The sequence below is a fragment of the Rhodanobacter sp. B04 genome (assembly GCF_002001125.1).
Taxonomy (GTDB): Bacteria; Pseudomonadota; Gammaproteobacteria; order Xanthomonadales; family Rhodanobacteraceae; genus Rhodanobacter.
In genome coordinates, this window is sequence record NZ_MUNV01000026.1 from 218,801 (window position 1) to 245,511 (window position 26,711).

Here is a 26,711-nt window from a genome sequence, read left to right on the forward strand (position 1 = left end):
TGCACTCCTGTTTGCAGTCGCGCCAACTGATTGTTCTGTTCTATGAACGATGGCATATCGATTCGCGAGTTTTCCAGGCGCGAGCACGTATCCGACACGCTGGTTCATCGGGCGATAAAACAAGGCCGGCTGCGGCTTAACGAAGACAAGAAGCTCGATCCAAAGCTGGTTGGTTCGCCTTGGCGAGAAGGCAACGCAGTCGGTGGAAAACCGGCGCCGAAAGCTGCAAACACCGTCCAACAGGTGTTTGCACCCAAAGCTATTTCACCACTGGCGGCCAATATCGATGTTCCGCTTGACGAGTCGCTCGAGGACGCCGCCGAGCGTCTACTCAAAAGCGGTGCGGTGCGCATGCTTCCGTATGGCGAAGCGCTCCAGAACAAAGAGAACTACCTGGCGCTGTTGCGGCAGCTCGAATTCGAACAAAAGTCAGGAGAGTTGATCGAGTTGTCGATGGCTGAGCGGGTGTTGTTCGAAGGCGCCCGAGCTCAGCGGGACGCGTGGCTCAACTGGCCAGCCCGGGTCGGCGCAATGATTGCCGCCGATCTCGGCCTCGAGGCTGACCGGGTCACCGAGATATTGACGACACATGTCCATAAGCACATCGAGCAGCTCGGCGAGCCAGACGTCGACTTCAGGAGCGAATAAGCGGGAACGCTTGGCGCATGCCTGGAGTCGAGGATGGACACCGCCGCCGCGCATCAGCGTGCCCGACTGGGCCGATCGGTACCGGCGCCTGGCCAAGGAGTCTGGCAGTACATCGGGCAGGTGGGAGACGGCGACCGTCGAAGTGGCGCGTGGGCTCATGCTTGCGGTCACCGAGCCGGGCGTGCACGTCATCACGGCGATGGTCAGCACGCAGATCCTGAAGACGGCGCTGCTGGAGAATATTTTCGGGTATTACGCGCATCTGGATCCGTCACCGATGCTGCTTTTGCAGCCAAAGGAGGATGCCGCCGAGCAGTTCAGCAAGGAGCGCATTGCCCCACTGATCCGGGTCACACCGGTGTTGCGGGAGTTGATCGGTGTCGGCAAGACCCGGGCCTCTGATGAGACCCTGCTCTACAAGGCATTCCCGGGCGGTTTTCTGGCGCTTGCTGGCGCCGGCAGCCCGGACAATCTGGCGCGGCGCCCGATTCGCGTGCTGCTCTGCGATGAGGTCGACAAATATCCGATCACCCGTGAGGGCGATCCAATCGCGCTGGCGGAAGAGCGCACGGCCAGCTTCGGAGCCAACTGGTTGTCGGTGCGGGCCTGCTCGCCGACGGTCGAGGATGAAAGCCGCATTGCGGCCAGTTACGCCGAGTCAGATCAACGCCGGGCATCGGTATGCTGCCCGCATTGCCAGCACCGGCAGTTCCTGGATTTCTTCAAGCACGTCCAGTGGGACAAGGAAGGTGGTACCCACCAGACGCGCAGCGCCCGTATCTTCTGCGAGCGGTGCGGTTCGGTATGGTCGGAAGGTGAGCGCCTGCGGGCACTCCAGACTGTGCGCTGGCACCAGACGCGGCCATTCAACTGCTGCGGACAGCGGCACGTGCCCATGGAGTCCTACGAGACAGCATGGCCGCTGCAGGACGAAGAATCGGTCGACGAGGTCTGGCGCTGGTTGGTCAGCGATCGTTTCGCCGTCTATCGGGCCATCTGCCCGGACTGCGGCGCGATGGGCGTGGACAACGAGCATGCTGGCTTCCAGGCCTCGAAGCTCTACAGCCCATGGTCAAAGGACAAGCCGGCCGATATCGCCAAGAAGTGGATGGCTGCAAAGGACGACGAGGAAAAACTGCAGACTTGGTGGAACACCCAGATGGGCATGCCGTATCGGCGCCATTCGGGTAAGGAGATCCAGATCGAGGCGCTGGCGGCGCGGTGCGAGGTTTGGCCGGCCGATGTGCCGGACGCGGTCGCGGTGCTCACGGTCGGCGTTGACGTGCAGGATTACCGCATCGAGCTCGAGATTGTCGGCTGGGGTAGGAACGAAGAATCCTGGTCGGTCGCCTATCACGTCGTCGATGGTGAGTTTTCCGACCCGAAGGTGCAGATCCAGCTCGACATGTACCTCAAGCGGTTGTGGAATCGCGCCGACGGACGTGGGTTCGAGATCATGGCTGGCTGCATCGACTCTGGCGGCCACCACACACAAGCTGTCTACGATTTCTGCAAGGCGCGCATAGGCAGGCGCATCTGGGCGATCAAGGGTGAGTCGGCTCGCAACGGCAAGCGATCGCCCGTATGGCCGACGGCGCGGCCGACGTCCAAGACCAAGAAGTCATATCGGCCGGTAATCCTCGGCGTGAATGCGGCGAAAGACACCATCGTCAGTCGGCTGCGGAAAGAGAAGCCCGACAAGGGCGACGTGGCTGTGGCTGGGTTTATGCACTTCCCGACGGATCGGGACATCAACTATTTCGCACAGCTCACCGCCGAACGGTCGGTGTTGAAGACCACGGCAGGGCAGCGGTACCGGGTTTGGGAACTGCGCCCAGGCCGAGCCAATGAAGCACTGGATTGCCGCGTATACGCCTATGCGGCGCTCTGCAGCCTGCTTCACATGGGGCTGAAGTTGAACCGGCGCGCAGACGAGGTCGCGGCGACCGTCGGACCGCCGGTCAACGTGATCGATGAAGAAGGCAACCCTGTGGCGGGCGCCGGCGAAGTGCCGAAGCGGCGGCCAGGTCCAAGCGTCACGAAAGAAGCCTCGAAAACCAAATCACTTGCCAGTCGCCTGGCATAGGAGATTCACCTTGAGCTGCGCACCTACCTTCAACCCAGCCACCAGTTTGTTGGCGGGGATGAACACCACAGCGCTCCAGGCATCTCTGGCCGTGGCGCAGCAGGCATACATCGACCTGTCTACAGGCGCGAAGGGCGAGTCCTACAGCTATACCCAGGGCGATGGTGCCAAGTCGGTCACGTACACCCGCGCGAACCTGCCGGCGCTGGCCAACATGATTCAGCTGCTGCAGTCGCAGCTCGGCATCGTCTCGCGGGCACGCCGCCCTGTTCGGTTCTGGTACCGATAGATGGGCAACCCCGTGCGCATCCTCGGACCGAATGGCCAGCCCATCCAGTCCGCGCCACTGCGGCCGTCGCGCGCGCAGATGCTGGCCAGTGGCGGCAATTCGCCCTATGACGCTGCCGACATCTACGGCGAGCACGTCGCCGAGTGGCGTCCGTATTTGGCGTCGCCCGACGGCGACCTCAACATGTACCGGGACCGCATCGTCTCGCGCGTCCGCGACCTGGTGCGCAACGATGGCTGGGCGTCGGGGTCGGTCACCCGGATCCTCGACAACGCCATCGGTGGTCATTTCTGGCCGAGCTTCAAACCGGACTATGCGGCGCTGGCTGCGTACACCGGCAACAAGGGATTCGACGCGAGCTGGGCTGCCGAGTTTGGGCGTCGCGCCGGCGCGCATTACCGATCCTGGGCAAATGACCCGGGCAAGTATTGTGATGCCGCACGGTGCCTGAATGTCACCCAGCAGATGCGCCTGGGGCTGCGCCACAAGCTGATCGACGGCGACGCGCTGGCGCAAGTGCTCTACCTGCCGAAACGTGTTGGCTACGGCAAGGCGCGTTACGGCACTGCCATCCAGTTGATCGATCCGGATCGCCTGTCGAATCCGCAACTGCGTTTCGACACGCAGACCCAGCGCGGTGGCGTGGAGGTCGACGAGCTAGGTGCGGCGGTGGGCTATTGGATTCGGCGCGCACACCAGGGCGACTGGTGGGCGGCAGCGGATAGTGTCCGCTGGGATCTGATTCCACGAGAAACGGAGTGGGGTCGGCCGAACATCGTGCACGACTTCGATCATGACCGCGCCGGCCAGCATCGCGGTGGCGCCGGCATCTTCGCGCCAGTGCTGCAGCGCATGCGCATGCTGGCGAAATACGATGCCACCGAGCTGGACTCGGCCATCATCAATGCCATCTTCGGCGCCTACATCGAAAGCCCGTTCGATCACCAGCTGGTCGAGCAGGCCATTGGCGATACGACGGATCTGAGCGCCTACCAAGGCGCACGATCGAGTTTCCACGATGAGCGCCGCACCATGCTGGGCGGTTCGCGTCTGCCGATCCTGTTCCCTGGCGAGAAGATCAACGCCGTGGCGGCCGAGCGCCCCAACGGCAACTTCAAGGAATTTGAGGCGACCTTCCTGCGCAACATCTCGGCCGCCACCGGCCAGTCGCCGCAGCAAGTCAGCAACAACTATTCCGACACCAACTACAGCAGCATGCGCGCCGCGTTGCTGGAAGCGTGGAAGACGCTGCATCGCCGGGTGCTCGATTTCTCGGCAGGCTTCGCTCAGCCCATCGTGTCGTCTTGGCTGGAAGAGTCGATGGATATCGACGATTACCCGCTGCCGTCCGGCGCTCCCGAGTTCATGGAATGCCGGGCGATGTATTCACGGTGCGATTGGATGGGGCCGGGCCGCGGCTGGGTCGATCCGGTCGACGAAAAGAAGGGAGCCGTGCTTGGCATGGACGCCGGTCTGTCCACTCTGCAGCGCGAATGCGCTGAGCAAGGCCTGGACTACGAGGAAGTGCTCGAGCAGCGCGCGCGCGAGATCAACCGGTTCAAGGAGCTTGGCATTCCGGTACCGACCTGGGCTGGCATGAACCCCGCCGGTGAAGTGCCGGCATCCAAAACCATCGCTGACCCGGAGGTTACCTGATGCAGTTCGCGCATCTTGCCCAGCGCCTGTTCAATCGGCCGCTGGCGATCCATCCGGACAAGGCCGAAGTCATCATGGCGGCGCTCGGCGAGCGTCTTGGTATCACGCACCTGATGCGCGCCTCGGGTGAGGCCATCATCGTGCAGCCGCTGGCCATGCACGATGATGAAGCCTACGACTACAGTCAGCGCGGTAGCGACACCGGCTACGACATGGCCGGTCCCGTCGCGGTCATCCCGGTGCATGGAACGCTGGTGCAGAAGCTCGGCAGCCTGCGCCCGTACAGTGGCATGACGGGCTACGACGGTATGCGCCAAGCGTTCCTCACTGCGCTGGATGATCCGAATGTCGAAGCGATCATGCTCGACGTGGATTCGCCAGGCGGCGAGGTTTCAGGCTGCTTCGATCTGGTCGACACGATCTATGAAGGTCGTGGCCGCAAGCCGATCTGGGCGATCCTCAGCGACTCGGCCTATTCAGCGGCGTATGCGATCGCGAGTGCAGCAGACCGGATCATCGTGCCCCGCACCGGCGGCGTAGGTTCGATCGGTGTGATTTGCATGCATATGGATTTCAGCAAGGCGCTCACCAGCGCTGGCTTTCAGGTCACCTTCATCACGTACGGCGACCGCAAGGCTGATGGTCACCCCGAGATACCACTGTCCAAGGAGGCGCTGGCGCGCTTCCAGGCGGACATCGACACCATGGGCGAGCTGTTCGTCGACACAGTCGCCCGTAACCGAAATATCGCGGCCAGTTCGGTGCGCGATACCCAAGCCGTGACCTATCTGGGCGAACAAGGTGTCGCCCAGGGGCTCGCGGATGCTGTTGCGGCTCCCGATGCCGCGTTTCGGGCGCTGCTCAAAGAGCTGGCCTAAACCCACTACCCGGAGAAACACCATGAGTATCCGCACGAAATTGGCCGCGGCTCCGTTCGCGCACCTGCTTGGCCTTGCTGCTCGCGCTGAGGACGACGACGAGCGCAAACAGAAGTCTGATGAGTCCGACGACGACTATGCCAAGCGCATGGAAAAGCTCGACGAGGATGAAGCCAAGAAGGCCGAAGACGACAAGAAAAAGGACGACGAGGCCAAGAAGGCCGAAGATGACAAGAAAAAGGACGACGAGGCCAAGAAGGCCCGCAAGGAAGCAGGGGAAGAGGATGACGAGGACGACGAAAAGGATGACAAGGAGGACGACGAAAAGGAATCGCGGCGCGGCCGAGCCAAGAGCGCGCGTCGGCGCGAGCGCTCGCGCTGCGCGGCAATCTTCGCCAGTCCGTCGGCAGCTGGCATCCCGCACGTTGCGGCCAACCTTGCGTTCAATACCAACATGTCGCGCAAAGAGGCCATCGCGGTGCTGCAGTCGGTTGCGGTCAGCCAGCCTCAGCCCATCATGGCGGTAACCCGCAGCAGCCTGGCCGAGCGCATGTCCGGCCAGTCGGTGCCGCAAGTCGGTCTCGATGGTGGCAAAGCCGCGCCCTCCGGCATGTCGCCTGTTGCGGCGGCGATAATCGCCGCCGGCGAAAAGGCGCGCCCCAGCAAGTAAAGCCGTCATTCACTGATTTCAGCGGCACCCGCTGATCCCACCCCGTCCTACCCGGAGAACACCATGTCGCTCACTCCCAGCGTCCTTGGGGACAACCCCCAGCAGCCCGGCATTCAGGCCCAGGTCTATGTTCCCGATCAATTGATTGCGGACGCACGAAATCTGGTCTCGCAGCCGATCATCCTCGCCGCAGGTACGCTCGCCCGCGGTACCGTGCTTGGCCAGCAGACGGCCCAGCCGATCACCGCCGTGGCCGCCGCCGGCAATACCGGTAACGGCACCATCGGCACGCTCAGCGTCGGATCCGCGCCCAAGACGGGCAACTATGCCCTGACGGCCACGGATGCCACGCACTTCGCCGTAGTGGATCCGGAGGGCACCTCACTCGGTACGGCCGTCGCCGGCACGCCGTTCACCGGTACCGAGATCAACTTCACGATCACGGCTGGTGGCACCGCCTTCGTCGCGGGCGATTCGTTCACCGTGACGGTTGCCGATGCGGTGGGAACGTACATCGAGAGCGTCAAGACAGCCTCAGATGGCAGCCAGAACCCGGTAGCCATCCTGGCCGATGCCGCCGATGCGTCAGCCGGTCCGGTCAACACCGGTGCCTATGTGGCGGGCGAGTTCAACGTCAACGCACTCACGTATGACGCCAGCTGGACGGCCGCCACCCTGACCACCGCCCTGCGGGCTTACGGCCTGTTCGCCAAGAGCTCCGTGTCGGCCGGCGTGCCGTCCAACAACTCCGCCCCGTAACCCGTACCCACCGGCTTCCTGACACCCCGCTTCGGCGGGGTTTTTTTTGGCCCGGATTTACCGATCCCACCTCTCGGAGAGACGTCAATGTCTGCTACCACCTCGTTCCCGTTTAGCACCACTGACCTGATCCAGGTGGTGCCCACCCTGAAGCGTTCGCAGAAATTCCTGCTGGACAACTTCTTTCCCAACATCAAGATGAGCGAGACCGAGTTCGTCGCCATCGACATCGATGTCGGCCTGCGCCGCATGTCGCCATTCGTCTCGCCGCTGGTTGAGGGCAAGCTGGTCGAGCAGCGTCGCTACCAGACCAACATCTACAAGCCGGCCTACATCAAGGACAAGCGCGCACCGGATCTGCGCAAGCCGGTCATGCGTCAGATCGGTGAGCGCATCGGCGGCGGCGACCTGACGGGTGCCGAGCGTGAGATGGCAAACATCAACTTCGAAATGGCTGACCAGATCGACATGCTCGATCGCCGCCTGGAGTGGATGGCGGCATCGGCGCTGAGCACTGGCACCGTTACCGTGAAGGGGGAAGGCTTCCCCACCGAATTGATCGACTTCGGTCGCGATGCCAGCCTCAGTGTGGCGCTTACCGGAACTGCAAAGTGGACTGCCGCCGCGGTTGTTGCCGGCACGGCCACTCCGTGCACCAACATCGAGGCCTGGCAGCATCAGATCATGAAGTTGTCAGGCGGCACGGCGACCAAGATCATTTTCACCACTTCGCCGTGGACTGCATTTCTGGCCGATCCGCTGCTCAAGGGCGCGATCTTCTACCCGAAGCTGGGTGAAGACGCCAACGGCATCAATCCTGGTGCGCAGATCGTTCCGGGCGCGCAATACAAGGGTCGCTGGGGTCAATACGATCTGTACGTCTACAACGACTGGTACATCGACGACAACAACGTCGAGCAGCCCATGCTGGTCGATGGCACCGTGTTGATGTCCGGACCGGACCTGATGGGCACCCGCGCCTTTGGTCAGATCCTCGACCCGGCATTCAACTATGCCTCGCTGCCGTATGCGCCGAAGACCTGGGTGGAGAACGACCCGGCCCAGCGCATTCTGCTGATGCAGAGCTCGCCACTGATCATCCCATCGCGCGTCAACGCCAGCTTCTCGGCCAACGTCTGCGCGCCCGTGGTGAGTTGATGAGTGCGGTGAATGCCGGCGCACCGCCGCCGGCTGAACAAAAAGCGGGCAAGACTGCTGAAGCCGTAGTGGCGCACGGCCGTTCCGTCATCAACGGGGAGGGCGTTCGCGTCGGCCCCGGGAAGACGGTCGCGTTGCCGGTTGGCGAAGTTCGCCAATTGCGCAAGCTGGGGTTCCTGATCGGCGCCGATGAGGAATTCATCGCCTCCCGTCCTGGACCCAACCTCAAGGTCTCGGATGGCCCCACGGTACGGCTCGCGTCGTAATGCCCATCGACTGGGATGCCATGGTGCTGGGTCCATGCGAAGGCGTCTTCGGCGAGCCTGCGACCTACATCCCTGCCGGCGGTTCGGGCTACGCCATCACCGGCGTCTTCGACAGCGCCTACAAGGATGTGACGCTGATTGATGTCGGGGTGGATGCCAATGCGGTGCAACCCGTTCTTGGCGTCCGCGCAGCACTTTTCACGGGCCAGCCGATGCAGGGCGATCAGGTACGCATCCCCAGCGTCGGCAAGCTCTACTTCATTCGTGATGTCCGACCTGATGGCCATGGTTGGATCAAGCTGATGCTGGCTGATACGGGCAACCCATGACCACGACGGCAGCCACGCTGCGTGCATTGGCCGTGACGGCCCTTACCGGCACTACCGATGCCGCCGCGAACGTCTTTTCCATTCTGGATTGGCCGACGTGGAGCGGTAGTTACCCCGTCTTGTACCTGCAGACGCCGAAAGAGGAAAAGGAATCCCTCGGCCCGAATGGCGCCCCGCAATTCACCGTCACCGCCACGATCCGTATCCAGGCCCGTGTGCAGACGCAGGCGCTGGCCAACGGAGCAGGGGCGGCCAATGCGTTGGTCGCGCTGGAGAACATACAGCGTCAGATCGAGGTGGCGCTGATCAATTACACGCCATTGATGGTGCTGCTCGAGCAGTTCCCCTTCGTGAGCGTGGAGAAGAAAGTCAGCGGCGAAGGTGATCAAAACCTCGGCGAGCTGGAAATGGACGTCGGCATGCAGTTCTACCAGGGACCGGAAGACTTTTACGTCGTCCCGTCCAACGCGCTGGAGCAAATCACGGTCGATGCGGACCTCGTCAACGTATTCGACCCCAACGGTACCTACGCGAATCCGCCATTCCCTTCATCTGTAGAACCGGCGCCGCGCACCAGCGGCCCAGATGGGCGCGCCGAAGCGGGCGCCGATATCACCCTGCCTCAATAGGACATCACCCATGCGCGTGTATCCCGCCCCCGGCCTGCTTTGCAGGGATCCGGTCAAGAAAGACCTGTTGCCCGAATCCGGGCGCGACGTGTCCGACAACGATCTTTTCTGGCAGCGCCGGCTTGCCGACGGCGACGTCGTCACGACACCTCCCAAATCCACCAGCGCGGTGACTTCCGCCACCTTTCGGAGTAATGACGAATGAGCACCGTCCCTTTCCAGACTATTCCCCAGAATCTGCGCTTACCGCTGTTCTTCGCCGAGGTCAACAACTCGGCAGCCAACAGCGGACAGCAAACGCAACGCGCCCTTGTCATCGGGCAGATTCTCAGCGCCGGTGCCGCCGCGCCGAATATCCCGATTATCAGTCAGGGTGCCAGCGATGCAATCGCCCAAGGTGGCGCAGGCTCCATGCTGGCGCTGATGACGGCGGCCTATCTCGCTGCCGATAACTTCGGCGAACTCTGGTATCTGCCGCTTTCCGACGATGGATCTTCTGTCGCTGCCGCCGGTACCGCAACCATCACCGGTGCTCCGACGGCCGCCGGCGTCGTATCGCTGTATATCGGCGGCTTCAAGATCAGTGTGGCCGTAGCCACGACGGATACGCCGACCACCATTGCCGCGGCCATCGTGGCAGCCGTCACGGCCAATCCCAATCTGCCGGTCAGTGCCGCCGCCGCCGCGGGCGTCGTGACTTTTACCGCGAAAAACAAGGGAGCGGCGGGCAACGATATCGACCTTCGTATCAATTATGGCGGCAGCGCAGCGGGTGAAGCCACGCCAGCCGGCGTCACGATTGTCTTCGTCGCCATGGCGTCCGGTGCCACCAATCCGACGCTGACCACGGCACTGTCCAACCTCGGCGATAAGCCGTTTGATTTCATTATCTGTCCCTATACGGATCCGACTTCCCTCAATGCGCTTCAAGCGCTGTTGAACGACACGACCGGGCGCTGGAGCTGGAACAGTCAGGTCTATGGCCATGTGTTCGCGGCACAGCGGGGAACCTATTCTGGTTTGGTCACGGCTGGAAATGCGCGCAACAACCAGCACGAGACGATTCTCGGCTTCAGCGGCTCGCCGACGCCTAACTGGCTGATTGCTGCCGATCTGGCAGGTACCGCTGCGGTATCGCTGCGCACGGATCCAGGCGTGCCCCTGCAGACGCTGGCACTCAGCACCATGCAGGCGCCGCCGCTGGCCTCGCAGTTCACGCTCAGCGAGCGCAACACGCTATTGTTCGACGGCATCAGCACCTTCACGGTTGCACAAGATGGCACCGTCGCGCTGGAAAACGTCATCACCACATACCAAAAGAACGCCTTCAACCAGGCGGACAACAGCTATCTCGAGATCGAGACCATGTTCCTGCTGATGTTCGTTCTGCGCGATCTGGCCAGCGTCATCACATCGAAGTTCTCGCGGGTGAAGCTGGCGGCCGATGGCACCCGCTTCGCCCCGGGTTCGGCGCTGGTGACGCCATCCACCATCCGCGCCTGCATCATCGCCGAGTATCAGACGCTTGAATTCAACGGCTACGTGCAGGACAGCACCGACTTCGCAGCCAACCTGATCGTGCAGCAGAACGCCACCAATCCGAACCGGGTTGATGTGCTCTGGCCCGGTGAGTTGATCAACCAGCTTCGCACGGTCGCACTGCTGGCGCAGTTCCGCCTCTGATTCGCTGAACCAAACCCTTCCATCCGCAAGCCGCCTCCGGGCGGCTTTTTTGTTGTCCGGAGAACACCATGGCAAACCCCACCAACCGGCTTGCCGGTACCGCATACCTCTCGGTCGACGGCGTCACCTACATGCTTGCCGGCGATTTTGAATACAAGCCATCGCTGGTCACCCGCGAATCGCTCACGGGCATGGACACCGTGCACGGCTTCAGCGAAAAGCCGGTGGCACCGCATATCAGTTGCACCCTTCGCGACTCCGGGGGCCTCAGCGTGGCCTCCCTCAATGCCATGGTCAACGTGACGATCGTGGTGGAGCTGGCCAACGGCAAAACCATCATCGGCCGCAACATGTGGTCGGTCGAGGATCAGACGGCCAAATCCACCGACGCCACCATCGACGTGAAATGGGAAGGTCAGCAGGGTGCTGTGACCGAAGCCTGATTCATCCCGTCTCAAACCCCTCATTTCTGGAGCTGCATTCTCATGTTCGAAGAAGAAAAAACCATCACCTTGAACAAACCGCTGGTGCTCGGTACCGGCGATGCGGCTCAAACATGGGCGGAGATCACCCTGCGCGAACCCAATGCCGGCGAAATCGCCAAGGCGCAGGTCGGTGCGGCCACCGATACGGATATCACCATCAACCTGGCCAGTGCGGTGACCAAGGTTCCTCGGCGTGCCATCGAGCAGTTATGCCAGCGCGACCTGCGCACGGTGGGCGCTTTTTTCGGACAGATCTCCGACGCTGGCGCGCTGGAGGCTGGCCAGAGCTGATCGCGGAACTCACCCGCTTTTACCACTGGGGTCCCTACGCGGCATGGGCCCTGACCTTGACGGACCTGACCTGGTGGAACGACCAGGCCAAACGGATGACCTCGCATGACGAATAAATTCAACATCGTCATCACGGCGACGGATGCCGCGACAGCGACGGTCAAGAAGGTCAACGATGCGATGGGGCGCATCACGCGTCCGTTCGAGGAAGCGCACAAGTCGTTCAAGCGCCTCGACACGGCTCTGGCTGACAATCCCATTGCCAAGAGCCTTGGTCATATCAGCAAGGCCAGCCTCGGCGTGGCGAAATCAATCGGCCGCATTGCGGCGCCGATCGCCGCGATCACCGGCATCGGGTCGATCGCCGGCATCACCATGCTGGCCGATCGCTGGGCAAAGTTCGGCCGCTCGGTCACTTATGCCGCCCAAGGCATCGGCATCAGCACGAGCATGCTGCAGCAGTATCAGGGTGTTGCCACGCTGGCTGGCGTCAGCACCGAAAGCATGGTCTCCGGCCTGGGGGCGCTGGGCACCACCATGGAGGACGCGCGTTGGGGCCGCAATCAGGGCGCCCTGATGATGCTCAACCGGCTCGGCATCGGTCTCAAGAAGACCAAGTCCGGCGCATGGGACGTGAATGCCGAGTTCATGGCGGTCGCCAAGGTCATGAACAGCAGCAAGCTGAAGAACAACCCCTGGGCCCAGCAACTGATCGCCAGCCAGCTCGGGATGACCTCGCTGCTCCCGCTGCTGCGACAAGGTGAGGATGGCATCAAGAAATACGAAGTCCTGCAGCAGAAGCTTGGTTACATCTCATCGCCGCAGGACATCCAGAACGCCAATGATTTCGCGCTCAGCCTGGCGGGCATGAAGATTTCTGCCGAGGGCTTGGGGCAGTCCATCATGGACAAGGCAATGCCGGCCATCCGACCTTTCATCGATGATCTATCGAGCTGGATCGGAAAGAATCGCGAACTGATCAGCAACGATGTGTCGGGATGGATCAAGGCGATCGCTGATGGTGTCAGCAAGGTCGACTGGAAAGCAGTCGGCACCCAGGTCACCGGATTTTTCAGTGATGCCAAAGGTTCAGCCAGTGAGCTGAAAGAAGTGCTGGACGGTGTCGTGGCTAGTTTTCGAGCTGTCGGAAACCTCTATAACGGCACGAAATATATATTCCGTCCAGGTGGATCGGCCAGTCAGATGACCGGGTTCGGAGCAGGCCAGTTTACGAATGCCGATTATGCGGCTTATTCTTCGGAGCATGGCGATGACGCCGCTTTCAAAGCGCGGCAACAGCAGCTGCTGAAAAGTGGTTCGGCTGGCTCGCTGGAGTTCTTCAAGAACAGCGCCGGCATCTTCGAAAAGATGCGCCCATCGGCCAAGATCCAGGCCGATTATCAGGACTACCTCGACAATCTCACGGCAAAAAGTTTTCTTGATCCCACCAGCAGTACAAAAATCGTTCGCGGTGGTATCAAGAATCAACAGGCTGCCCTTTCCTTCTTCCGTAGCCAAGGGTGGTCACTCAACCAAGCTGCCGGCATTGCTGCCAATCTGGGTGAAGAGAGTGGATTCAATCCGGGAGCTGTCGGTGATCGCGGCGCGGCTTATGGTTTGGGCCAATGGCATGCAGATCGCCAGCGCAATTTTGCGCGTTGGGCAGGGCACAGCATTCAGGGTTCGACAGCCGATGAACAAATGCGGTTCGTGCAATACGAGCTGACGCAGGGAACTGAAAAGGCGGCCGGTGACAGGCTCCGCGGAACGAATAGCGCGTATGACGCCGGCAGCATCGTTTCGCGGTTCTATGAGCGCCCTGGTGCGGCTGCCGAAGCGGCCGCGAATCGTGGCGGCCAGGCCATAGCTATGGCGCAGGGCCCCTATACCAGCGGCGCAGCCTCGACCAAAGCGGGCGCTGTACAGGTCGAGGTCACCTTGAAGAATGCACCGCCTGGGACGACCGCCAAGGCCACATCCACCGGTGCAGCCACCACCGCGCCACCGCGCATCGGATATTCCGCTGTTGGAGCATCCGCATGAGCTGGTTTGACGAGTTGCAGCAAGCCTCCTTCCGTGGCGTGCCCTTCGGTGTGATGGGTGGCAATGCCCGTTTCGGCCGCCGCGTGGCCATGCATGAATACCCCATGCGTGACAAGCCATACATCGAGGATCTCGGGCGTTCCACGCGCCGCATCAACCTCACCGGCTTCCTGGTCGAGAACAGCATGGTCTATGGCGGTGGCAGCGCGCTGGCGCAGCGCGATGCCATGGTCGCAGCGGCCGAAACGTCGGGCCCCGGCATTCTGATCCACCCCACGCTGGGGCAGCTCACCGTCAGCATTCCTGATGGTGGCTTGTCTGTCGCGGAACGGTGGGATCTCGGTCGGGCATTTGAAATCGGTTTCAGCTTCATCGAATCCGGCGATCGTCTTTTCCCCAGCGTCAGCACCACCACGCAAGCATCGGTGTTTGATGCATCCTCTGTGCTCGACGCGGCCGCCGCCGGTGATTTCCTGGGCACGATGAACGGTGTCATCCAGTACGGGCAGGCCATCATCGGCATGGTGGTCTCGGTGACGGCCGGCTATGTGGTGCTGGCCGCACAGGTGGCCCGCGATGCGACCAACCTCATGCATATGGTCAGCCTGCTCGATGGCAATTACGGGCGCTACACGGGCGGCGCGGTTACCACGGCCTACGCGCAATCGCAGAAAACCACGCTGCCGAGCACGACCATCGCCGATCTCATCGCCCAAGGGGCGAATGACCGCGTAGCGATTGCTTCAGCGTCGGCGTCGCTTATCGCCGCCGCGATTGGGTTTGAGGCGTCCTCGATCGACACTTATTCGACGGCGTCGCAGTCTCTCGCGTCGACACTTTTCGAAAGCATCGCCGATCCGGCGGATGCGATCCGGTTGCTGAGCAATCTATCGGTCTTCAGTCCCGATCAATACACCAGCGGCTCAACGATTGGCACCGGGCAGGCCACCACGCAAAACGCCACCGGCGCCATGCTTCGGCGCGCTTCCATCGCGCAGCTTGCCAAGGCCGCCGTGCAGTATTCGCCCAGTTCCTATGACGATGCCCTGGCATTGCGGTCCAAAGTGACCAGCCTGATCGACGGCGAAATCCTGATTGCCGGCGACAATGGCGATGATGCGAGCTACGGCGCGCTGCGGGCACTGCGACAAGTCGTTGTCGCCGCGGTCACGGCCAATGGCGCCAATTTGGCATCCCTCACGACATTTGCCTTCAAGTCGACGCAGCCGGCGCTGACACTGGCCAACCGTATCTATCAGGATGCGAGCCGTTCGGATCAGTTGGTCGAACAGGCGGTGCCTATCCATCCCGCCTTCATGCCGATGAGCTTCCAAGGGCTGACGAGCTGACGTATGGCCGCCGACGATCTCATCCTGACCATTGCGGGTCAGGCAATATCCGGCTGGACGGACATTCGCATTACCCGGGGTATTGAGCGCTGCCCCTCCGATTTTGATATCGGGCTGACCGAACTCTATCCTGGCGAGCTCGACAAGGTCATTGTGGCGCCAGGCACGCCATGCACGGTGCAACTCGGTACCGATCTTGTATTGACTGGGTACGTGGATCGTTTCATACCGAGCTTTGAAGCGGGGCAACACAGCATCCATGTCATGGGGCGTTCAAAATGCAGCGACCTGCTGGATTGCTCGGCGCAATGGCCAGGTGGTCAGATCAGCGGCGCGTCTGCCCTGGGCATCGCGCAGCAACTGGCGAACGCCTATGGCATTACCGTGCAATCCTCAGTGAGCGGTCTGCCGATCATTCCACAGTTCAACCTGATGCTGGGCGAATCGGCCTTTGAGGTGATCGAACGCATCTCGCGTTACTCCGCCGTGCTGGCCTATGACATGCCCGATGGCAGTTTGCAGCTGGCGCAAGTGGGGTCAGTGAATGCGGCCAGCGGCTTCACGGAAGGGCAGAACGTGCAGCGCGCCTCGATCGAATATGCCGTCGATCAGCGCTACAGCATCTACCAGGCGTTTCTGCAGGCGGTCGATGTCTTTCAGGACCTCGGCAACACGGGGAATTTGGCAGCGACCAGCAAAGACCCCAACGTTCCCCGGTACCGCAATCTATACATCATCACTGAAGGATCATCGGGTGATCCCTATGGGTTCGCGGTCAAGCGCGCCAGCTGGGAATGCGCAAGGCGGGCCGGTCATTCGCTCATGGTGCGCGTCACGGTGGATAGCTGGCGCGATTCTGCTGGCGCGTTGTGGGCACCCAATACCTTGGCGCCCGTTCAATTACCCTCGCTGAAGCTGGCCGCGGATAATTTTCTGATCGGTGAAGTGACCTATATGCGCAGCAACGATCAGGGCACCACGGCAGAGTTGGTGCTCATGCCGCCCGATGCGTTCAAACCGGAGCCGATCATCCTGCAGCCGATGTTTGGCGATGTGCCGGTGGTCGCGTCATGACGTCGCATGCCGGGGCGATTGACCGGCTTTACCGCCGCATCCTGTCTGTCATGGGGCGCGGGCGTGTCACGACAAGCAATGACACGGGGAGCGTGCAGACCCTTCAACTCAGCATGGGTCCGTTCGAGATTCACGATGCGACACCACGGCTGGCGGAATTCGGCTTTACCTCGCGTCCGCCACTTCAATCGGATGCTGTGGTGGCGTTCCTCAACGGAGACCGTTCCAACGGTGTGGTGATCGCCACGGCACATCAGCCCAGTCGACCCACCGGCCTGCAAGAAGGCGAGGTCATGGTCTATGACCTGTGGGGAAAATCGGTCTATTTCACGGAGAGTGGCGGCATTGTCATTGATGCCAAAAACACCGATGTCACCGTGAACAACGCTGCCACCGTCACGATCAATGCCAGCAGCGGGGTCACGATGAATACGCCGTTATTGAAGGTGACGGGCGATATCGAATCCGGTGGCAATGTGAGTGACAGCGTGCGCAGCATGGCGGCGGATCGCGTCTTGTACAACGAACACGGTCACCCGGCCAGCGGAGTGACGACACCACCGGAACCGACCCAATGAGTGATATCGCTACCGTTTGGGACGTCTCCAATTCGCAAGGTGATTGGATAGTTGAAAGCGCGACCCTGAAAAATGGCGACGATTTGGCCACCTCGGTCCTGATCAGTCTTTTCACGGACCGTTTGGCCAATGCATCGGATGTGCTGCCCGATGCCACGGGTGACCGGCGCGGCTGGTGGGGTGACCTTGACCAGAACGTTCCCATCGGTTCACGCCTTTGGTTGCTCACCCGCGCCAAATTGCTTCCCTCGGTGGCTGTCACCGCCAAGAGTTACGTGGCCGAAGCGCTGCAATGGATGCTCGATGACGGTGTGGCCCTGGCGATGAATATCGTCACCGCGATCGTTGCTCCGTCGATGCTGACGATCCAGATCACCATCAATCAATCCAATGGAAGCCAGCGTGCGCTCAGCTTCAACTGGGCGTGGAATCAACTGAACTGAGATTTCCATCTCACCTCCTTTTTTGAAGCCGCCTAGGGGCGGCTTTTTGTTGTCCGGAGCATTCCATGCCATTTTCCCGACCGACGCTGTCTACGCTGCGCGCGCAGGTCGCTGCGGATATCAATTCGAACATTCCGGGAGCCGACGGCCTCCTGCGCTTTTCGAATCTCGGGGTGCTCGGCACTTCTCTCGCCGGTCTGGCGAATCTTCACTACGGCTACCTCGACTACATAGGCCTTCAGTCGATCCCCTACACCGCGATTGAGGAAGCGCTGGAAGCCTGGGCTGCGCTCAAGAACATTTACCGCGAAGCCGCGCAGGCGTCGATATGTGCCACCGTCACTTTCCAGGGATCGTCGGGAACCATCAATGCCGGCACGCCGATCTTGCGTAGCGATGGCACCGCCTATACAGCGACAGGTTCAGCCACCGTGAGTGGTAGTTCCGTAAGCGTTCCCATCGTGGCCACCGTCGCCGGGTCGGCAGGTAATTCTCCCGCCGGCGTGTTGATGACGCTGGGTACGCCGATTGCCGGCATTCAGTCGACGGGTGTGGCTACCACGGCCATCACGGGTGGCACGGATCAGGAAACCGATGATTCGCTGCGTGCTCGCATGCTGCAGGCGTTTCAGACCCCACCTGAAGGCGGATCCGTCAGCGATTATTTGACCTGGGCCTTGGCTGTCCCTGGCGTCACCCGGGCCTGGTGCAATCCCAACGGATTCGGCTCGGGCACCGTCGTGGTCTACATCATGCTCGATGCCGCCAATGCGCTCGAGGGTGGCTTCCCGCAAGGCACCGACGGTGGCTCGCCGATGGATAGCCGATTCATCGCGCCGGCGATCGCCACGGGCGACCAACTGACCGTGGCCAACGCGATCTATCCGCAGCAGCCAGTGACCGCCATGGTCTATGTCTGCGCCCCCGTAGCCAACCCGATCAATTTCGAGATTTCCGGCTTGTCCAGTTCATCGACTGCGACACGCAATGCCATTGCCGCGGCCATCAGCGAAGTGTTCTTGAATGATGGCCAGCCCGCGAATGGCACGATCGTGCAGCTATCGGACATTGAATCGGCGATCGCTTCAATCTCCGGCACGTCCGGCTTCGTCATCATCTCGCCGGTCGGCAACATACCCAACCAGATCGGCCAGCTTCCGACGTTGGGCACGGTCACCTATTTATGAGCACGCTGGATTTTGCGGATGCCGATTATGCATCCGCGCTCAAATCGCTCCTGCCACGCGGCCGCGTCTGGAACGATGATCCCAACAGCATCCAGCTCCAGGTATTGGCGGCGCTGGCGCCGACATACCAACGCAGCGGCGCAGCCGGAACGGCGCTTCTGGTGGATGCCTTCCCGTCGACCGCCGTCAATTTGTTGACCGAATGGGAATTGTCGCTCGGGCTTCCCGACCCTTGCCAGGGACCAGCCCCCACTATCCCGGCGCGTGAAGCGCAGGTCGTGGCGCGTCTAACCAATAGCGGCGGTCAGACAGCGGCCTATTTCATCGCGCTGGCGGCTCAGCTCGGCTACACGGTCGCGGTAAGCAATTACGCGCCGTTTCGATCCGGCCAGAGTTCATGCACGTTCGGATTGGGTGGCCATGAGTGGCTTTACACCTGGTCCATCAACGTGCCCACCACCACTGCTGTCACCTATGCCGCCGTTGGCGTCATGCATGCCGGTGATCCGCTGGCCAGCTGGGGCATCCCAGTCCTTGAGTGCGAATTGCGAGCTATCGCTCCAGCGCATTCCACGCTTCTTTTTTGTTATGGGGCTTGACCATGTATCAGATTGACAACGCAACATCTTCAGCAACCTTGCCTGCGCCGGCGACGCCAGGTACTCCGGGATATTTTATTCTGGGCAATCAGACAACCGGTACGGCAGCAACCATCGTCACCGCTGATTTTCTGAATATGTTGATGATGGAACTGATCAATGTGCTCGCCGCAGCGGCGGTAACGCCATCGAAAACCAATTACAGCCAAGTTGCTGGCGTCATTCAGGGGGGTGCTCTCGCGTTTGGCACAGATTCTGGCGTCGCGAATGCTTATATCGTCACGATGCGGCAGCCCACCCCGGCATTGATCGATGGCCAGTTGGTGACTTTCCGTGCAGTGAATGCCAATACCGGCGCGACCACCATGGAGGTGTACGGTCTCACCCCGCAGCCGGTCATTGGCCTGTCTGATCTTCCCCTTCAGGGTGGTGAGATCATCACCAGCGGCATGGTTTCCATGCGTTGGAGCGCCAGTCAGACATCTTGGATTCTGGTGGCAACTGCCGGTGGGTCACTAGCCATTCCCGGTGGCACGCAAACGAACCACGCCGTCACTGTGGCGCAGCTCAATGCGCTGAGCGCCGCCATTACCGCCGCTTATATCGCAGCGGATATGGTTGTGGCCGCCAATGCCGCGAGTGCCTTATCAGCGGCAGACACCGCACTCACTGCGGCCTACGTCGCCGCAGACGTCGTCGTTGCAGGCAATGCGGCCACGGCGCTAGCGGCTGAAACGGCCTCTCGTGTACTGGAGTGCGCGCAGCTCGGCTGGTACGGCCAAGAGCAAGCGCTAACAGGCGCCGGGAATTTCACCGTTCCAGCGGGTGTCTACAAGATACGGCATCGCACGCGAGGTGCTGGTGGCACGGGCGGTGGCAGCTCAGCCGGAAATGGTGGCGGGTCCGGTGGTGGCGGTGACTATGAAGAGGGCGTTATCGCAACGACCCCTGGCACGGTGATCGCTTACTCCGTTGGCGTAGGTGTCGCCGGAACTACCGGTAACGGGTCTCCGGGCGGCAACACCACTTTCGGATCCATCACGGCCGGAGGGGGTCTCGGGGGTACGGCCGGATCAGGGGTTACATCGGGTTCGGCTGGCGCGGGCGGCACAGGAACCGGCGGAACGGTCTCATTACCAGGAGGTAGTGGCGGCGTAACCACTCAAACAGCAACAGGGTCGGGAACCTATCTGCAGGCTTGCGGCGGTATTTCATTCGGCGGTGCTTCGTTCATTCAGTTAAACGGAATATCTTCGGCGGGATCCAATGGACAAATGCCTGGTTGCGGTGGCAACGGTGGCGTTTTGGGCGGCGTTGGCGGCCAAGGCGGCAATGGATCACTTATTGTCGAGTGGTAATCCATAAACAGGCATAAGGCATAAACCGCTTCGGCGGTTTTTTTATTTTCCGGAGAAAGGTTCATGTATCAGATTGACAATACCACTGCCGCCGCTTCGCTTCCGACACCATCTGCGCCAGGTACTCCGGGCTATTTTACGGATGGAAAAGCATCTGCAGGACAGCAGCCCACGGATGTTCCCGCCGATTTTCTCAATACCGTCATGATGGAATTGCTCAGCATCGTTTCAGCATCCGGGGCGACTCCATCAAAAACGGCATATACACAAGTTTTGCAGAGCTTAAAGTCCATTTTCAATGGCGCACCCGCGGTCTATTCCACACTTGCCGCGCTGCACGCCGATTTAACGCCGCCTGACGGACGCATGGCCATCGTTACCACCGACTCCACATTAACAAATAATACGATTTATCAAAAATCAGGGGCTATCGGCACTGGCTCATGGGTGGTGTGCTATGACCGACTGCTCAATGAAATACTTGCTTTAGCCAGTCCAGCCCCCGGCATGGGAGCGTCCTTGGTGGCTTTTATGCCATCGGGAACGGGCGCGGTGGCCCGCACCACACAAGCCAAGCTACTCGACAGTGTGAACGCTGCGGACTTCATACCCGTAGCTCAACTGGCCGCCATTCTCGGCGGCACGTCAACCTACGATGCAACGTCGGCCATTCAAGCCGCGATCACCGCCGCCTATACCGTAGTCTTGCCCGAAGGCACGATCAATATTAACTCGGCCTCACTGGTCCTGCACAGCGGCAGCCGCATGATCGGCAAGGGTCGCGGCAAGACCATTGTGCAGGGAAATTTCGCGTATGGCACGGCTGGCATGTTCTACGCCAATTCCGGGAGCGCCTCAGTCGCCAACAACATCACCGGAATCTATCTCGCCGACATGACCTTGTACGGCATGGTGGACACGCTCGGCTATTCACCCTTCACTTGTTTGCTATCGCTCAACGGATGTACGAACCCCGTCATAGAGCGTGTAGATTTTACCGGTATGCGTGGCGATGGCTGCTATGTCGGTTCAGGCATTGGCGGTACTGATGAGCGTCACAACGTCAACGTCACCTTCCGGGATTGTGTGTTTGATGGCCTGATTTCCACCAATCGCAACGGTATTTCATGCATCGACGCCGATGGCATCACGATCGACAACTGCGTCTTCAAAAATATCGGTAACCCCACGCTTTCCGCGTCAGTGGGCGCTATCGATTTTGAGCCGAATAATGGCTTCAGCATCTATCGCAATGTGAAAATCGTTAATTGCAAATTTCTGAATATTGCAACGGTCAATACGGCAGCGATCACCTTTTTCAACGGTCTTCAGTCCGGGCGAAACATTCGCGGATGGGTTGTCGATAACTGCAGCTTCAACCTGTGCTATCGCGCCATCAGTACATCGACATCCAGCAAAACTCCGCAGAGTGAAACGGATTGTCTACGAGTCACCAATTGCGCCTTCCTGAACTCCACGGTGGAGGATGTCAACGGGGGTGGTTTAAGCGATGTGGTGTTCGACAACAATACGCATGAGGTATACCCGATCGGGTCAACCTCGTATCGCGGCGGCATCATCATTGGTCAGACGATCAGCTCTTCGTGCTCGAATGGCATATGCTGGGTCATCAGCAACAGCAAGTTCACCGGTCTGCGTCCGCAGTTCGGCTGCATCGCTGTGCGCGGCGTGCGCGGACTGATGATTGTCAGCAATGAATTCAGCGACACGACCGGCGCGTGCATCAACATCATCACCTCTGCGTCATCGGGCCTGAATCGCTATCTGGAAGGCATCGAGGTAAAACACAATCAGGCCAGTTGCCAATCCGACACCTATGCCAGTGGCAACTCGCCGACCACAGGTCTTTTTGTCGATACATCGGGCATAGGCAACGAGTTCATCAATGCGACGTGCATCGAATCCGACAACGTCGTTTTTGATCAGATCACTCTTCATCGCGCCACTGACCTCGCCCAGTTTCGCGATTGCGTCCAAGCCGCCGCTCCGACCCAAGGCAGCTGGGCCAAAGGCAATGGCATCACGCTGGCTACCCCTGCGGCGGGCAGTTTCCGATCCGTATGCAGCGTAGCAGGGACTTTCGGAACGCTTAGCGGTGTCGTTGCGGACTGCACCAACGGTAGCAATACATTGCTCAACTTGGTGGACTCAGTGCCGTCCTTACGTGAGGGACAATATATTACCGTTAACGCGTTCGCCACGGTCTATCGTATCTGCAGGATCAACGGGACGACCGTCTTCTTGAATGCTGCATTCGGTGGCAGCACGGGAGCGGCGACGGCGATCGCCTGGCCTGCGCCAACTTTCGTGACGGTCTGATAGCGTACAACTCAGGGCGGGAGTGGTAGCCCAAAGCAGTAGAGCCCCTCCCTATTGCATTGCAACTCATTGATTCGATTAGATCGAAATGGCGACTTTTCGAGTCAGTGTAAACACCCTGTTTTGCATGGTAATCATCGGCATAGCCATGACTGCCCCCATGCCTGGGGGGCAGAGGGTCGTCGGTTCAAATCCGGCCGCCCCGACCAATTCGCAAGAACCACGTGACGGCGCCCAAGGGCGCCGTTGTCTTTGGTGCGCACGCGACGCCGCGGGCAACCGCGCGCTAGGCTGTATCCGGATCCACTGCCCCGGAGCTTGCGCATGCCGACGAACTGCTGTCATCCGAATGCCCCCCACATCAAGCTGAAGGCGCCTGACTGGTACGTGTCGGCGCTGATGCTGGACCGTGCGCTGGACGCGATCCTGCGTCGCGTGAAGAAGCTGGATCGCGAGCACGACATTCCCTACCTCGCCGGCTACAGCCAGGATGGCAAGACGATCTACATCGACCGGCATCTGCCGAAGAGTTTCACATTCCGCGGTCGCACCATCGAGGTGGATCGTTTCCTGATCCTGCATGAGGAAGTGGAGAAGACCCTGATCGATCAGCTCGGCCTGCACTATCTGCATGCGCACCAGATTGCCACCCGGGCCGAAGAGGCTGCAGTGAACGCCGAGCGCATCACCTGGAAGGCGTACGACCGCTTCATGCAGAAGTACGTGAAGTCGATCGGCGACGAGCGATTGAGCAAGGTGCCGGCGGATCTCGATCTCAAGCCCTACCGCGACTATCACGACTACGAGTTGATGCAGCAGATGCTGCGGCACATCGATCGCGTGCCGGGCATCAGCGCGAAACTGCAAGACGAGCTGAAAGCCTATGCCGCAGCCTTTCGCGAGGAGCATCGGGTGGAACAGCGTCGCGCATCGGGTAAACCGGCAGCCAGGGGCAAGGCGGTTGCCGCCAAGGGGAATGGCGGGAGCTCTGCAGTGGCGAAGGTGCCGGCAAACAAGCCGATGGCCCGCAAAAAGGTTGCCGCAGGACGTGCCAAGCCCGCCGGCAAACTGCCTTGAGCATGAGGCCGGGTGGTGGCGGCCTGCGCATTCGCGCGGGCTGCCGTGATGCCGATCAGTACAGCACGCGACTTCGCAACGTGCCGGGAATGGCTGCCAGTTGCCCCTTCAGTGCGTTCGCCTGCTGCGCGTCGGCACTCACATCGATCACCACGTAACCGACTTCGCTGTCGGTCTGCAGGAACTGCGCATCGATGTTGATGTTGCTGGCCGAAAACAGCTCGTTGATGCGTGACAGCGTACCGGGCACGTTGCGGTGGATGTGCAACAGGCGACGGCTGTGCGGGTGTTCGGGCAGGGCGACTTCGGGGAAGTTGACCGCGGACAGGGTCGAGCCGTTGTCGCTGTAGCGGATCAGCTTGCTGGCGACCTCGATGCCGATGTTGTCCTGTGCTTCCAGCGTGCTGCCGCCGATGTGCGGGGTGAGGATGACGTTGTCCATGCCGATCAGCGGCGAGACGAAGGCATCGTCGTTGCCCTTGGGTTCGAGCGGGAATACATCCACCGCGGCACCAGCCAGATGGCCTTCACGCAGCGCCGTGGCCAGCGCGTCGATATCGACCACGCTGCCGCGCGAGGCGTTGATCAGCATCGTGCCGGCACGCATCCTGGCCAGTTGTTCGCGACGGATCATCATCTGCGTGGCTGCAGTTTCGGGGACGTGCAGGGTGACCACGTCGGCACGTTCCAGCAATTCGTCCAGGCTCGAAACCGCGCGCGCATTGCCCAGCGACAGCTTGGTTTCGATGTCGTGGAAGATCACCCGCATGCCCAGGCTCTCGGCCAGCACGCCGACCTGGGTGCCGATGTGGCCGTAGCCGACGATGCCGAGCACCTTGTCGCGCGTCTCGAAGCTGCCGGCGGCGGATTTGGTCCAGCCGCCGCGATGGCACAGCGCGTTCTTCTGCGGGATGCCGCGTAGCAGCATGATCGCCTCGGCGATCACCAGCTCGGCCACGCTGCGCGTGTTGGAGTAGGGCGCGTTGAACACCGGTACGCCGAGCTTTCGCGCGGCGCCCAGGTCGACCTGGTTGGTGCCGATGCAGAAGCAGCCCACCGCGATCAGGCGCTTGGCCTGTGCCAGCACGTCCTCGCCGAGCTGGGTGCGCGAGCGGATGCCGACGATGTGCGCGTCGGCGATGCGTGCCTTCAGCTCGGCTTCCGGCAGTGATTTCGCATGCAGCTCGACCTGGCTGTAGCCGGCACGGTGGAAACTCTCGACCGCGCTGGCGCTGACGCCCTCCAGCAGCAACACCTTGATGTCTTGGCGGGGGTAGGAAGTCTGCATGGATCGGCCTGGGCAGGAATGAATGCCTACTATGCCAGAGCCGAAGCGATTTGCGGCATTGCAACACTGGACGTGGCACGAGGCGGCTGGCAGGCTGTGCGCAGACTCTGGAGCCCTGCATGTCCGACGCCCGTCTTGCCGATCTTTCCCGCCGGTTGCCCGATCTGCGCCTGCTCGTGGCGGCGGCTGACCTGGAGCACTACGGCCGCGACTGGACCCGGCGCTGGACGCCCGCGCCACTGGCGATCGCGTTGCCGGCAAGCATCGATGAGGTACAGGCGATCCTGTGCTGGGCCAATGAGCACGACGTGGCGATCGTGCCGTCGGGTGGGCGCACCGGCTTGTCCGGCGGGGCAGTCGCCGCGAACGGCGAGGTGGTGCTTAGCCTGCAGCGGATGAACCGCGTGCTGGACTTCGATGCGGTGGATCGCACACTGACCGTACAGCCAGGCATCGCCCTGCACACCGTGCATGAAGCTGCCCGCAGCCATGGCCTGATCTACCCGGTCGACTTCGCCGCGCGCGGTTCATGCTCGATCGGCGGCAATATCGCCACCAATGCCGGCGGCATCCGGGTGATCCGTTACGGCAACACACGCGAATGGATCGTCGGGTTGCAGGTGGTCACCGGCAGCGGTGAATTGATCGAGCTCAATCGCGGCCTGATCAAGAACTCCAGCGGCTACGACTTCCGTCAGCTGCTGATCGGCTCGGAGGGCACGCTGGGCATCGTGGTGGAAGCGACGCTGAAACTCACCGATCCGCCGCCGCCGTCGCAGGTGATGCTGCTGGCGTTGCCGGACATGGATGCCTTGATGCAGGTGTTTGCGCTGTTCCGTGCACGACTGGCGCTGCAGGCATTCGAGTTCTTTACCGATCGCGCGCTGGAGCACGTGCTGGCGCATGGCGCGCAGCGGGCCATCGAGGGCGACTATCCGTACTACGTGGTGACCGAGTTCGATGCCGCCGACGAACCGGCGCAGGACGCCGCGCTGGCAGCGTTCGAACATGCTCTGGAGCGGGGCTGGGTCAGCGATGGGGTGATTGCGCAAAGCGAGGCGCAGGCTACCGCGTTGTGGCGCTTGCGCGAAGGCATTACCGAAAGCCTGGCGCCGCGCCGGCCATACAAGAACGACGTGTCGGTACGGATCAGTGCGGTACCGGCGTTTCTGCACGAGATGCAGGCATTGCTGGCACACGAGTATCCGCAAGTCGAGGTGGTGTGGTTCGGTCATATCGGCGACGGTAACCTGCACATCAACGTGCTGCGACCGGAAGAACTGGCCGAAGAAGCGTTCATTGCACAATGCGAGCACGTCACCAAACTGCTGGCCGCGACCTTGCAGCGTCATGGCGGCAGCATCTCGGCCGAACACGGTATCGGACTGGTCAAGCGGGCCTATCTGGAGAGCACTCGCAGCGCGGCGGAAATCGCCCTGATGCGGGGCGTGCGCAAGGTATTCGATCCGAACGGCATCCTCAATCCGGGCAAACTGTTTGCGGACGGCTGAAGGGCCCCAAGCGGGGCTCATGCTAGTCTAGGCGGCT

General features: G+C 61.2%; 27 protein-coding genes. 26 read left to right on the top strand and 1 reads right to left on the bottom strand.

Annotated elements, in window-relative coordinates:
• Positions 1-42 precede the first annotated feature (42 nt).
• From B0E46_RS15745 to B0E46_RS15865, 25 genes are all read left to right on the top strand, one after another.
• A complete protein-coding gene (locus tag B0E46_RS15745) occupies positions 43-648 on the top strand; it encodes a hypothetical protein (RefSeq protein WP_077556680.1) in 606 nt (201 codons plus the stop codon).
• Entirely contained in the window at positions 590-2,734 is a 2,145-nt protein-coding gene (locus B0E46_RS15750) for a terminase gpA endonuclease subunit (protein WP_077556681.1), read from the top strand. Before B0E46_RS15745 ends, B0E46_RS15750 begins: the two co-directional genes overlap by 59 nt.
• A 58-nt stretch (positions 2,735-2,792) precedes the next feature.
• On the top strand, positions 2,793-3,023 hold the full coding sequence (gene gpW / locus B0E46_RS17855) for a gpW family head-tail joining protein (protein ID WP_077556682.1): 231 nt from the start codon (positions 2,793-2,795) through the stop codon (positions 3,021-3,023).
• Positions 3,024-4,679: a phage portal protein gene (locus B0E46_RS15760; protein ID WP_217316362.1), complete on the top strand. Its 1,656-nt coding sequence runs from the start codon at positions 3,024-3,026 to the stop codon at positions 4,677-4,679.
• Positions 4,679-5,557: a S49 family peptidase gene (locus tag B0E46_RS15765; protein ID WP_077556683.1), complete on the top strand. Its 879-nt coding sequence runs from the start codon at positions 4,679-4,681 to the stop codon at positions 5,555-5,557. The genes B0E46_RS15760 and B0E46_RS15765 overlap by 1 nt, the downstream gene beginning before the upstream one ends.
• A 22-nt stretch (positions 5,558-5,579) precedes the next feature.
• Positions 5,580-6,227, top strand: a complete 648-nt coding sequence (locus tag B0E46_RS17815; RefSeq protein WP_168171235.1) for a hypothetical protein — start codon at positions 5,580-5,582, stop codon at positions 6,225-6,227.
• Between the two features lie 63 nt (positions 6,228-6,290).
• Complete coding sequence (locus tag B0E46_RS15775; protein WP_077556685.1) at positions 6,291-6,986, top strand: head decoration protein; 696 nt, start codon at positions 6,291-6,293, stop codon at positions 6,984-6,986.
• An 87-nt stretch (positions 6,987-7,073) separates the two neighbouring features.
• A complete protein-coding gene (locus B0E46_RS15780; RefSeq protein WP_077556686.1) occupies positions 7,074-8,144 on the top strand; it encodes a major capsid protein in 1,071 nt (356 codons plus the stop codon).
• Positions 8,144-8,410 carry a hypothetical protein gene (locus B0E46_RS15785; RefSeq protein WP_077556687.1) on the top strand — a complete coding sequence of 89 codons (267 nt, stop codon included), beginning with the start codon at positions 8,144-8,146 and terminating at the stop codon, positions 8,408-8,410. The genes B0E46_RS15780 and B0E46_RS15785 overlap by 1 nt, the downstream gene beginning before the upstream one ends.
• Positions 8,410-8,739, top strand: a complete 330-nt coding sequence (locus B0E46_RS15790) for a hypothetical protein (protein ID WP_077556688.1) — start codon at positions 8,410-8,412, stop codon at positions 8,737-8,739. The genes B0E46_RS15785 and B0E46_RS15790 overlap by 1 nt, the downstream gene beginning before the upstream one ends.
• Positions 8,736-9,368: a hypothetical protein gene (locus tag B0E46_RS15795; protein ID WP_077556689.1), complete on the top strand. Its 633-nt coding sequence runs from the start codon at positions 8,736-8,738 to the stop codon at positions 9,366-9,368. The genes B0E46_RS15790 and B0E46_RS15795 overlap by 4 nt, the downstream gene beginning before the upstream one ends.
• A gap of 10 nt (positions 9,369-9,378) precedes the next feature.
• Positions 9,379-9,573, top strand: a complete 195-nt coding sequence (locus B0E46_RS15800) for a DUF2635 domain-containing protein (protein WP_077556690.1) — start codon at positions 9,379-9,381, stop codon at positions 9,571-9,573.
• A complete protein-coding gene (locus B0E46_RS15805; RefSeq protein WP_077556691.1) occupies positions 9,570-11,051 on the top strand; it encodes a phage tail sheath subtilisin-like domain-containing protein in 1,482 nt (493 codons plus the stop codon). Before B0E46_RS15800 ends, B0E46_RS15805 begins: the two co-directional genes overlap by 4 nt.
• 68 nt (positions 11,052-11,119) lie before the next feature.
• Positions 11,120-11,494, top strand: coding sequence for a phage tail tube protein (locus B0E46_RS15810; RefSeq protein WP_077556692.1), 375 nt, complete (start codon positions 11,120-11,122; stop codon positions 11,492-11,494).
• A 42-nt stretch (positions 11,495-11,536) separates the two neighbouring features.
• Positions 11,537-11,827, top strand: coding sequence for a phage tail assembly protein (locus B0E46_RS15815; protein WP_077556693.1), 291 nt, complete (start codon positions 11,537-11,539; stop codon positions 11,825-11,827).
• Positions 11,828-11,932: 105 nt separating this feature from the next.
• Complete coding sequence (locus tag B0E46_RS15820) at positions 11,933-13,870, top strand: phage tail tip lysozyme (protein WP_077556694.1); 1,938 nt, start codon at positions 11,933-11,935, stop codon at positions 13,868-13,870.
• Entirely contained in the window at positions 13,867-15,219 is a 1,353-nt protein-coding gene (locus B0E46_RS15825) for a DNA circularization N-terminal domain-containing protein (RefSeq protein ID WP_077556695.1), read from the top strand. Before B0E46_RS15820 ends, B0E46_RS15825 begins: the two co-directional genes overlap by 4 nt.
• Before the next feature lie 3 nt (positions 15,220-15,222).
• Positions 15,223-16,293: a phage baseplate assembly protein gene (locus B0E46_RS15830; RefSeq protein ID WP_077556696.1), complete on the top strand. Its 1,071-nt coding sequence runs from the start codon at positions 15,223-15,225 to the stop codon at positions 16,291-16,293.
• Positions 16,290-16,871: a phage baseplate assembly protein V gene (locus B0E46_RS15835; RefSeq protein WP_077556697.1), complete on the top strand. Its 582-nt coding sequence runs from the start codon at positions 16,290-16,292 to the stop codon at positions 16,869-16,871. The genes B0E46_RS15830 and B0E46_RS15835 overlap by 4 nt, the downstream gene beginning before the upstream one ends.
• Positions 16,868-17,314, top strand: a complete 447-nt coding sequence (locus B0E46_RS15840) for a phage GP46 family protein (protein WP_077556698.1) — start codon at positions 16,868-16,870, stop codon at positions 17,312-17,314. The genes B0E46_RS15835 and B0E46_RS15840 overlap by 4 nt, the downstream gene beginning before the upstream one ends.
• Positions 17,315-17,379: 65 nt before the next feature.
• Positions 17,380-18,501 carry a baseplate J/gp47 family protein gene (locus B0E46_RS15845; RefSeq protein ID WP_077556699.1) on the top strand — a complete coding sequence of 374 codons (1,122 nt, stop codon included), beginning with the start codon at positions 17,380-17,382 and terminating at the stop codon, positions 18,499-18,501.
• Entirely contained in the window at positions 18,498-19,100 is a 603-nt protein-coding gene (locus tag B0E46_RS15850) for a putative phage tail protein (RefSeq protein ID WP_077556700.1), read from the top strand. The genes B0E46_RS15845 and B0E46_RS15850 overlap by 4 nt, the downstream gene beginning before the upstream one ends.
• Positions 19,101-19,102: 2 nt before the next feature.
• Positions 19,103-20,458 (top strand): hypothetical protein, encoded by a 1,356-nt coding sequence (locus B0E46_RS15855; protein WP_139350586.1) that lies wholly within the window; start codon positions 19,103-19,105, stop codon positions 20,456-20,458.
• Positions 20,459-20,521: 63 nt separating this feature from the next.
• Positions 20,522-22,798: a glycosyl hydrolase family 28-related protein gene (locus B0E46_RS15860; RefSeq protein WP_139350587.1), complete on the top strand. Its 2,277-nt coding sequence runs from the start codon at positions 20,522-20,524 to the stop codon at positions 22,796-22,798.
• A 324-nt stretch (positions 22,799-23,122) separates the two neighbouring features.
• Positions 23,123-23,875, top strand: coding sequence for a hypothetical protein (locus B0E46_RS15865; RefSeq protein WP_077556703.1), 753 nt, complete (start codon positions 23,123-23,125; stop codon positions 23,873-23,875).
• Between the two features lie 55 nt (positions 23,876-23,930).
• Here B0E46_RS15865 and serA read toward each other — a convergent pair whose 3' ends face one another.
• Complete coding sequence (gene serA / locus B0E46_RS15870) at positions 23,931-25,163, bottom strand: phosphoglycerate dehydrogenase (RefSeq protein ID WP_077556704.1); 1,233 nt, start codon at positions 25,161-25,163, stop codon at positions 23,931-23,933.
• 119 nt (positions 25,164-25,282) lie between these two features.
• Between serA and B0E46_RS15875 the strand changes: the two genes are divergently transcribed.
• Complete coding sequence (locus tag B0E46_RS15875) at positions 25,283-26,674, top strand: FAD-binding oxidoreductase (protein ID WP_077556705.1); 1,392 nt, start codon at positions 25,283-25,285, stop codon at positions 26,672-26,674.
• Positions 26,675-26,711: the final 37 nt, after the last annotated feature.

Coding starts and splice junctions, on each gene's coding strand:
- B0E46_RS15790 (WP_077556688.1), top strand. CDS start 8,410: ATGCCCATCGACTGGGATGCCATGGTGCTGGGTCCATGCGAAGGCGTC.
- B0E46_RS15760 (WP_217316362.1), top strand. CDS start 3,024: ATGGGCAACCCCGTGCGCATCCTCGGACCGAATGGCCAGCCCATCCAG.
- B0E46_RS15765 (WP_077556683.1), top strand. CDS start 4,679: ATGCAGTTCGCGCATCTTGCCCAGCGCCTGTTCAATCGGCCGCTGGCG.
- B0E46_RS15800 (WP_077556690.1), top strand. CDS start 9,379: ATGCGCGTGTATCCCGCCCCCGGCCTGCTTTGCAGGGATCCGGTCAAG.
- B0E46_RS15850 (WP_077556700.1), top strand. CDS start 18,498: ATGAGCACGCTGGATTTTGCGGATGCCGATTATGCATCCGCGCTCAAA.
- B0E46_RS15750 (WP_077556681.1), top strand. CDS start 590: ATGTCCATAAGCACATCGAGCAGCTCGGCGAGCCAGACGTCGACTTCA.
- B0E46_RS15815 (WP_077556693.1), top strand. CDS start 11,537: ATGTTCGAAGAAGAAAAAACCATCACCTTGAACAAACCGCTGGTGCTC.
- B0E46_RS15745 (WP_077556680.1), top strand. CDS start 43: ATGAACGATGGCATATCGATTCGCGAGTTTTCCAGGCGCGAGCACGTA.
- B0E46_RS15845 (WP_077556699.1), top strand. CDS start 17,380: ATGCCATTTTCCCGACCGACGCTGTCTACGCTGCGCGCGCAGGTCGCT.
- B0E46_RS15785 (WP_077556687.1), top strand. CDS start 8,144: ATGAGTGCGGTGAATGCCGGCGCACCGCCGCCGGCTGAACAAAAAGCG.
- B0E46_RS15860 (WP_139350587.1), top strand. CDS start 20,522: ATGTATCAGATTGACAATACCACTGCCGCCGCTTCGCTTCCGACACCA.
- B0E46_RS15875 (WP_077556705.1), top strand. CDS start 25,283: ATGTCCGACGCCCGTCTTGCCGATCTTTCCCGCCGGTTGCCCGATCTG.
- B0E46_RS15865 (WP_077556703.1), top strand. CDS start 23,123: ATGCCGACGAACTGCTGTCATCCGAATGCCCCCCACATCAAGCTGAAG.
- B0E46_RS15835 (WP_077556697.1), top strand. CDS start 16,290: ATGACGTCGCATGCCGGGGCGATTGACCGGCTTTACCGCCGCATCCTG.
- B0E46_RS15825 (WP_077556695.1), top strand. CDS start 13,867: ATGAGCTGGTTTGACGAGTTGCAGCAAGCCTCCTTCCGTGGCGTGCCC.
- B0E46_RS15795 (WP_077556689.1), top strand. CDS start 8,736: ATGACCACGACGGCAGCCACGCTGCGTGCATTGGCCGTGACGGCCCTT.
- B0E46_RS15830 (WP_077556696.1), top strand. CDS start 15,223: ATGGCCGCCGACGATCTCATCCTGACCATTGCGGGTCAGGCAATATCC.
- B0E46_RS15810 (WP_077556692.1), top strand. CDS start 11,120: ATGGCAAACCCCACCAACCGGCTTGCCGGTACCGCATACCTCTCGGTC.
- B0E46_RS15820 (WP_077556694.1), top strand. CDS start 11,933: ATGACGAATAAATTCAACATCGTCATCACGGCGACGGATGCCGCGACA.
- B0E46_RS15855 (WP_139350586.1), top strand. CDS start 19,103: ATGTATCAGATTGACAACGCAACATCTTCAGCAACCTTGCCTGCGCCG.
- serA (WP_077556704.1), bottom strand. CDS start 25,163: ATGCAGACTTCCTACCCCCGCCAAGACATCAAGGTGTTGCTGCTGGAG.
- B0E46_RS15775 (WP_077556685.1), top strand. CDS start 6,291: ATGTCGCTCACTCCCAGCGTCCTTGGGGACAACCCCCAGCAGCCCGGC.
- B0E46_RS17815 (WP_168171235.1), top strand. CDS start 5,580: ATGAGTATCCGCACGAAATTGGCCGCGGCTCCGTTCGCGCACCTGCTT.
- gpW (WP_077556682.1), top strand. CDS start 2,793: ATGAACACCACAGCGCTCCAGGCATCTCTGGCCGTGGCGCAGCAGGCA.
- B0E46_RS15840 (WP_077556698.1), top strand. CDS start 16,868: ATGAGTGATATCGCTACCGTTTGGGACGTCTCCAATTCGCAAGGTGAT.
- B0E46_RS15805 (WP_077556691.1), top strand. CDS start 9,570: ATGAGCACCGTCCCTTTCCAGACTATTCCCCAGAATCTGCGCTTACCG.
- B0E46_RS15780 (WP_077556686.1), top strand. CDS start 7,074: ATGTCTGCTACCACCTCGTTCCCGTTTAGCACCACTGACCTGATCCAG.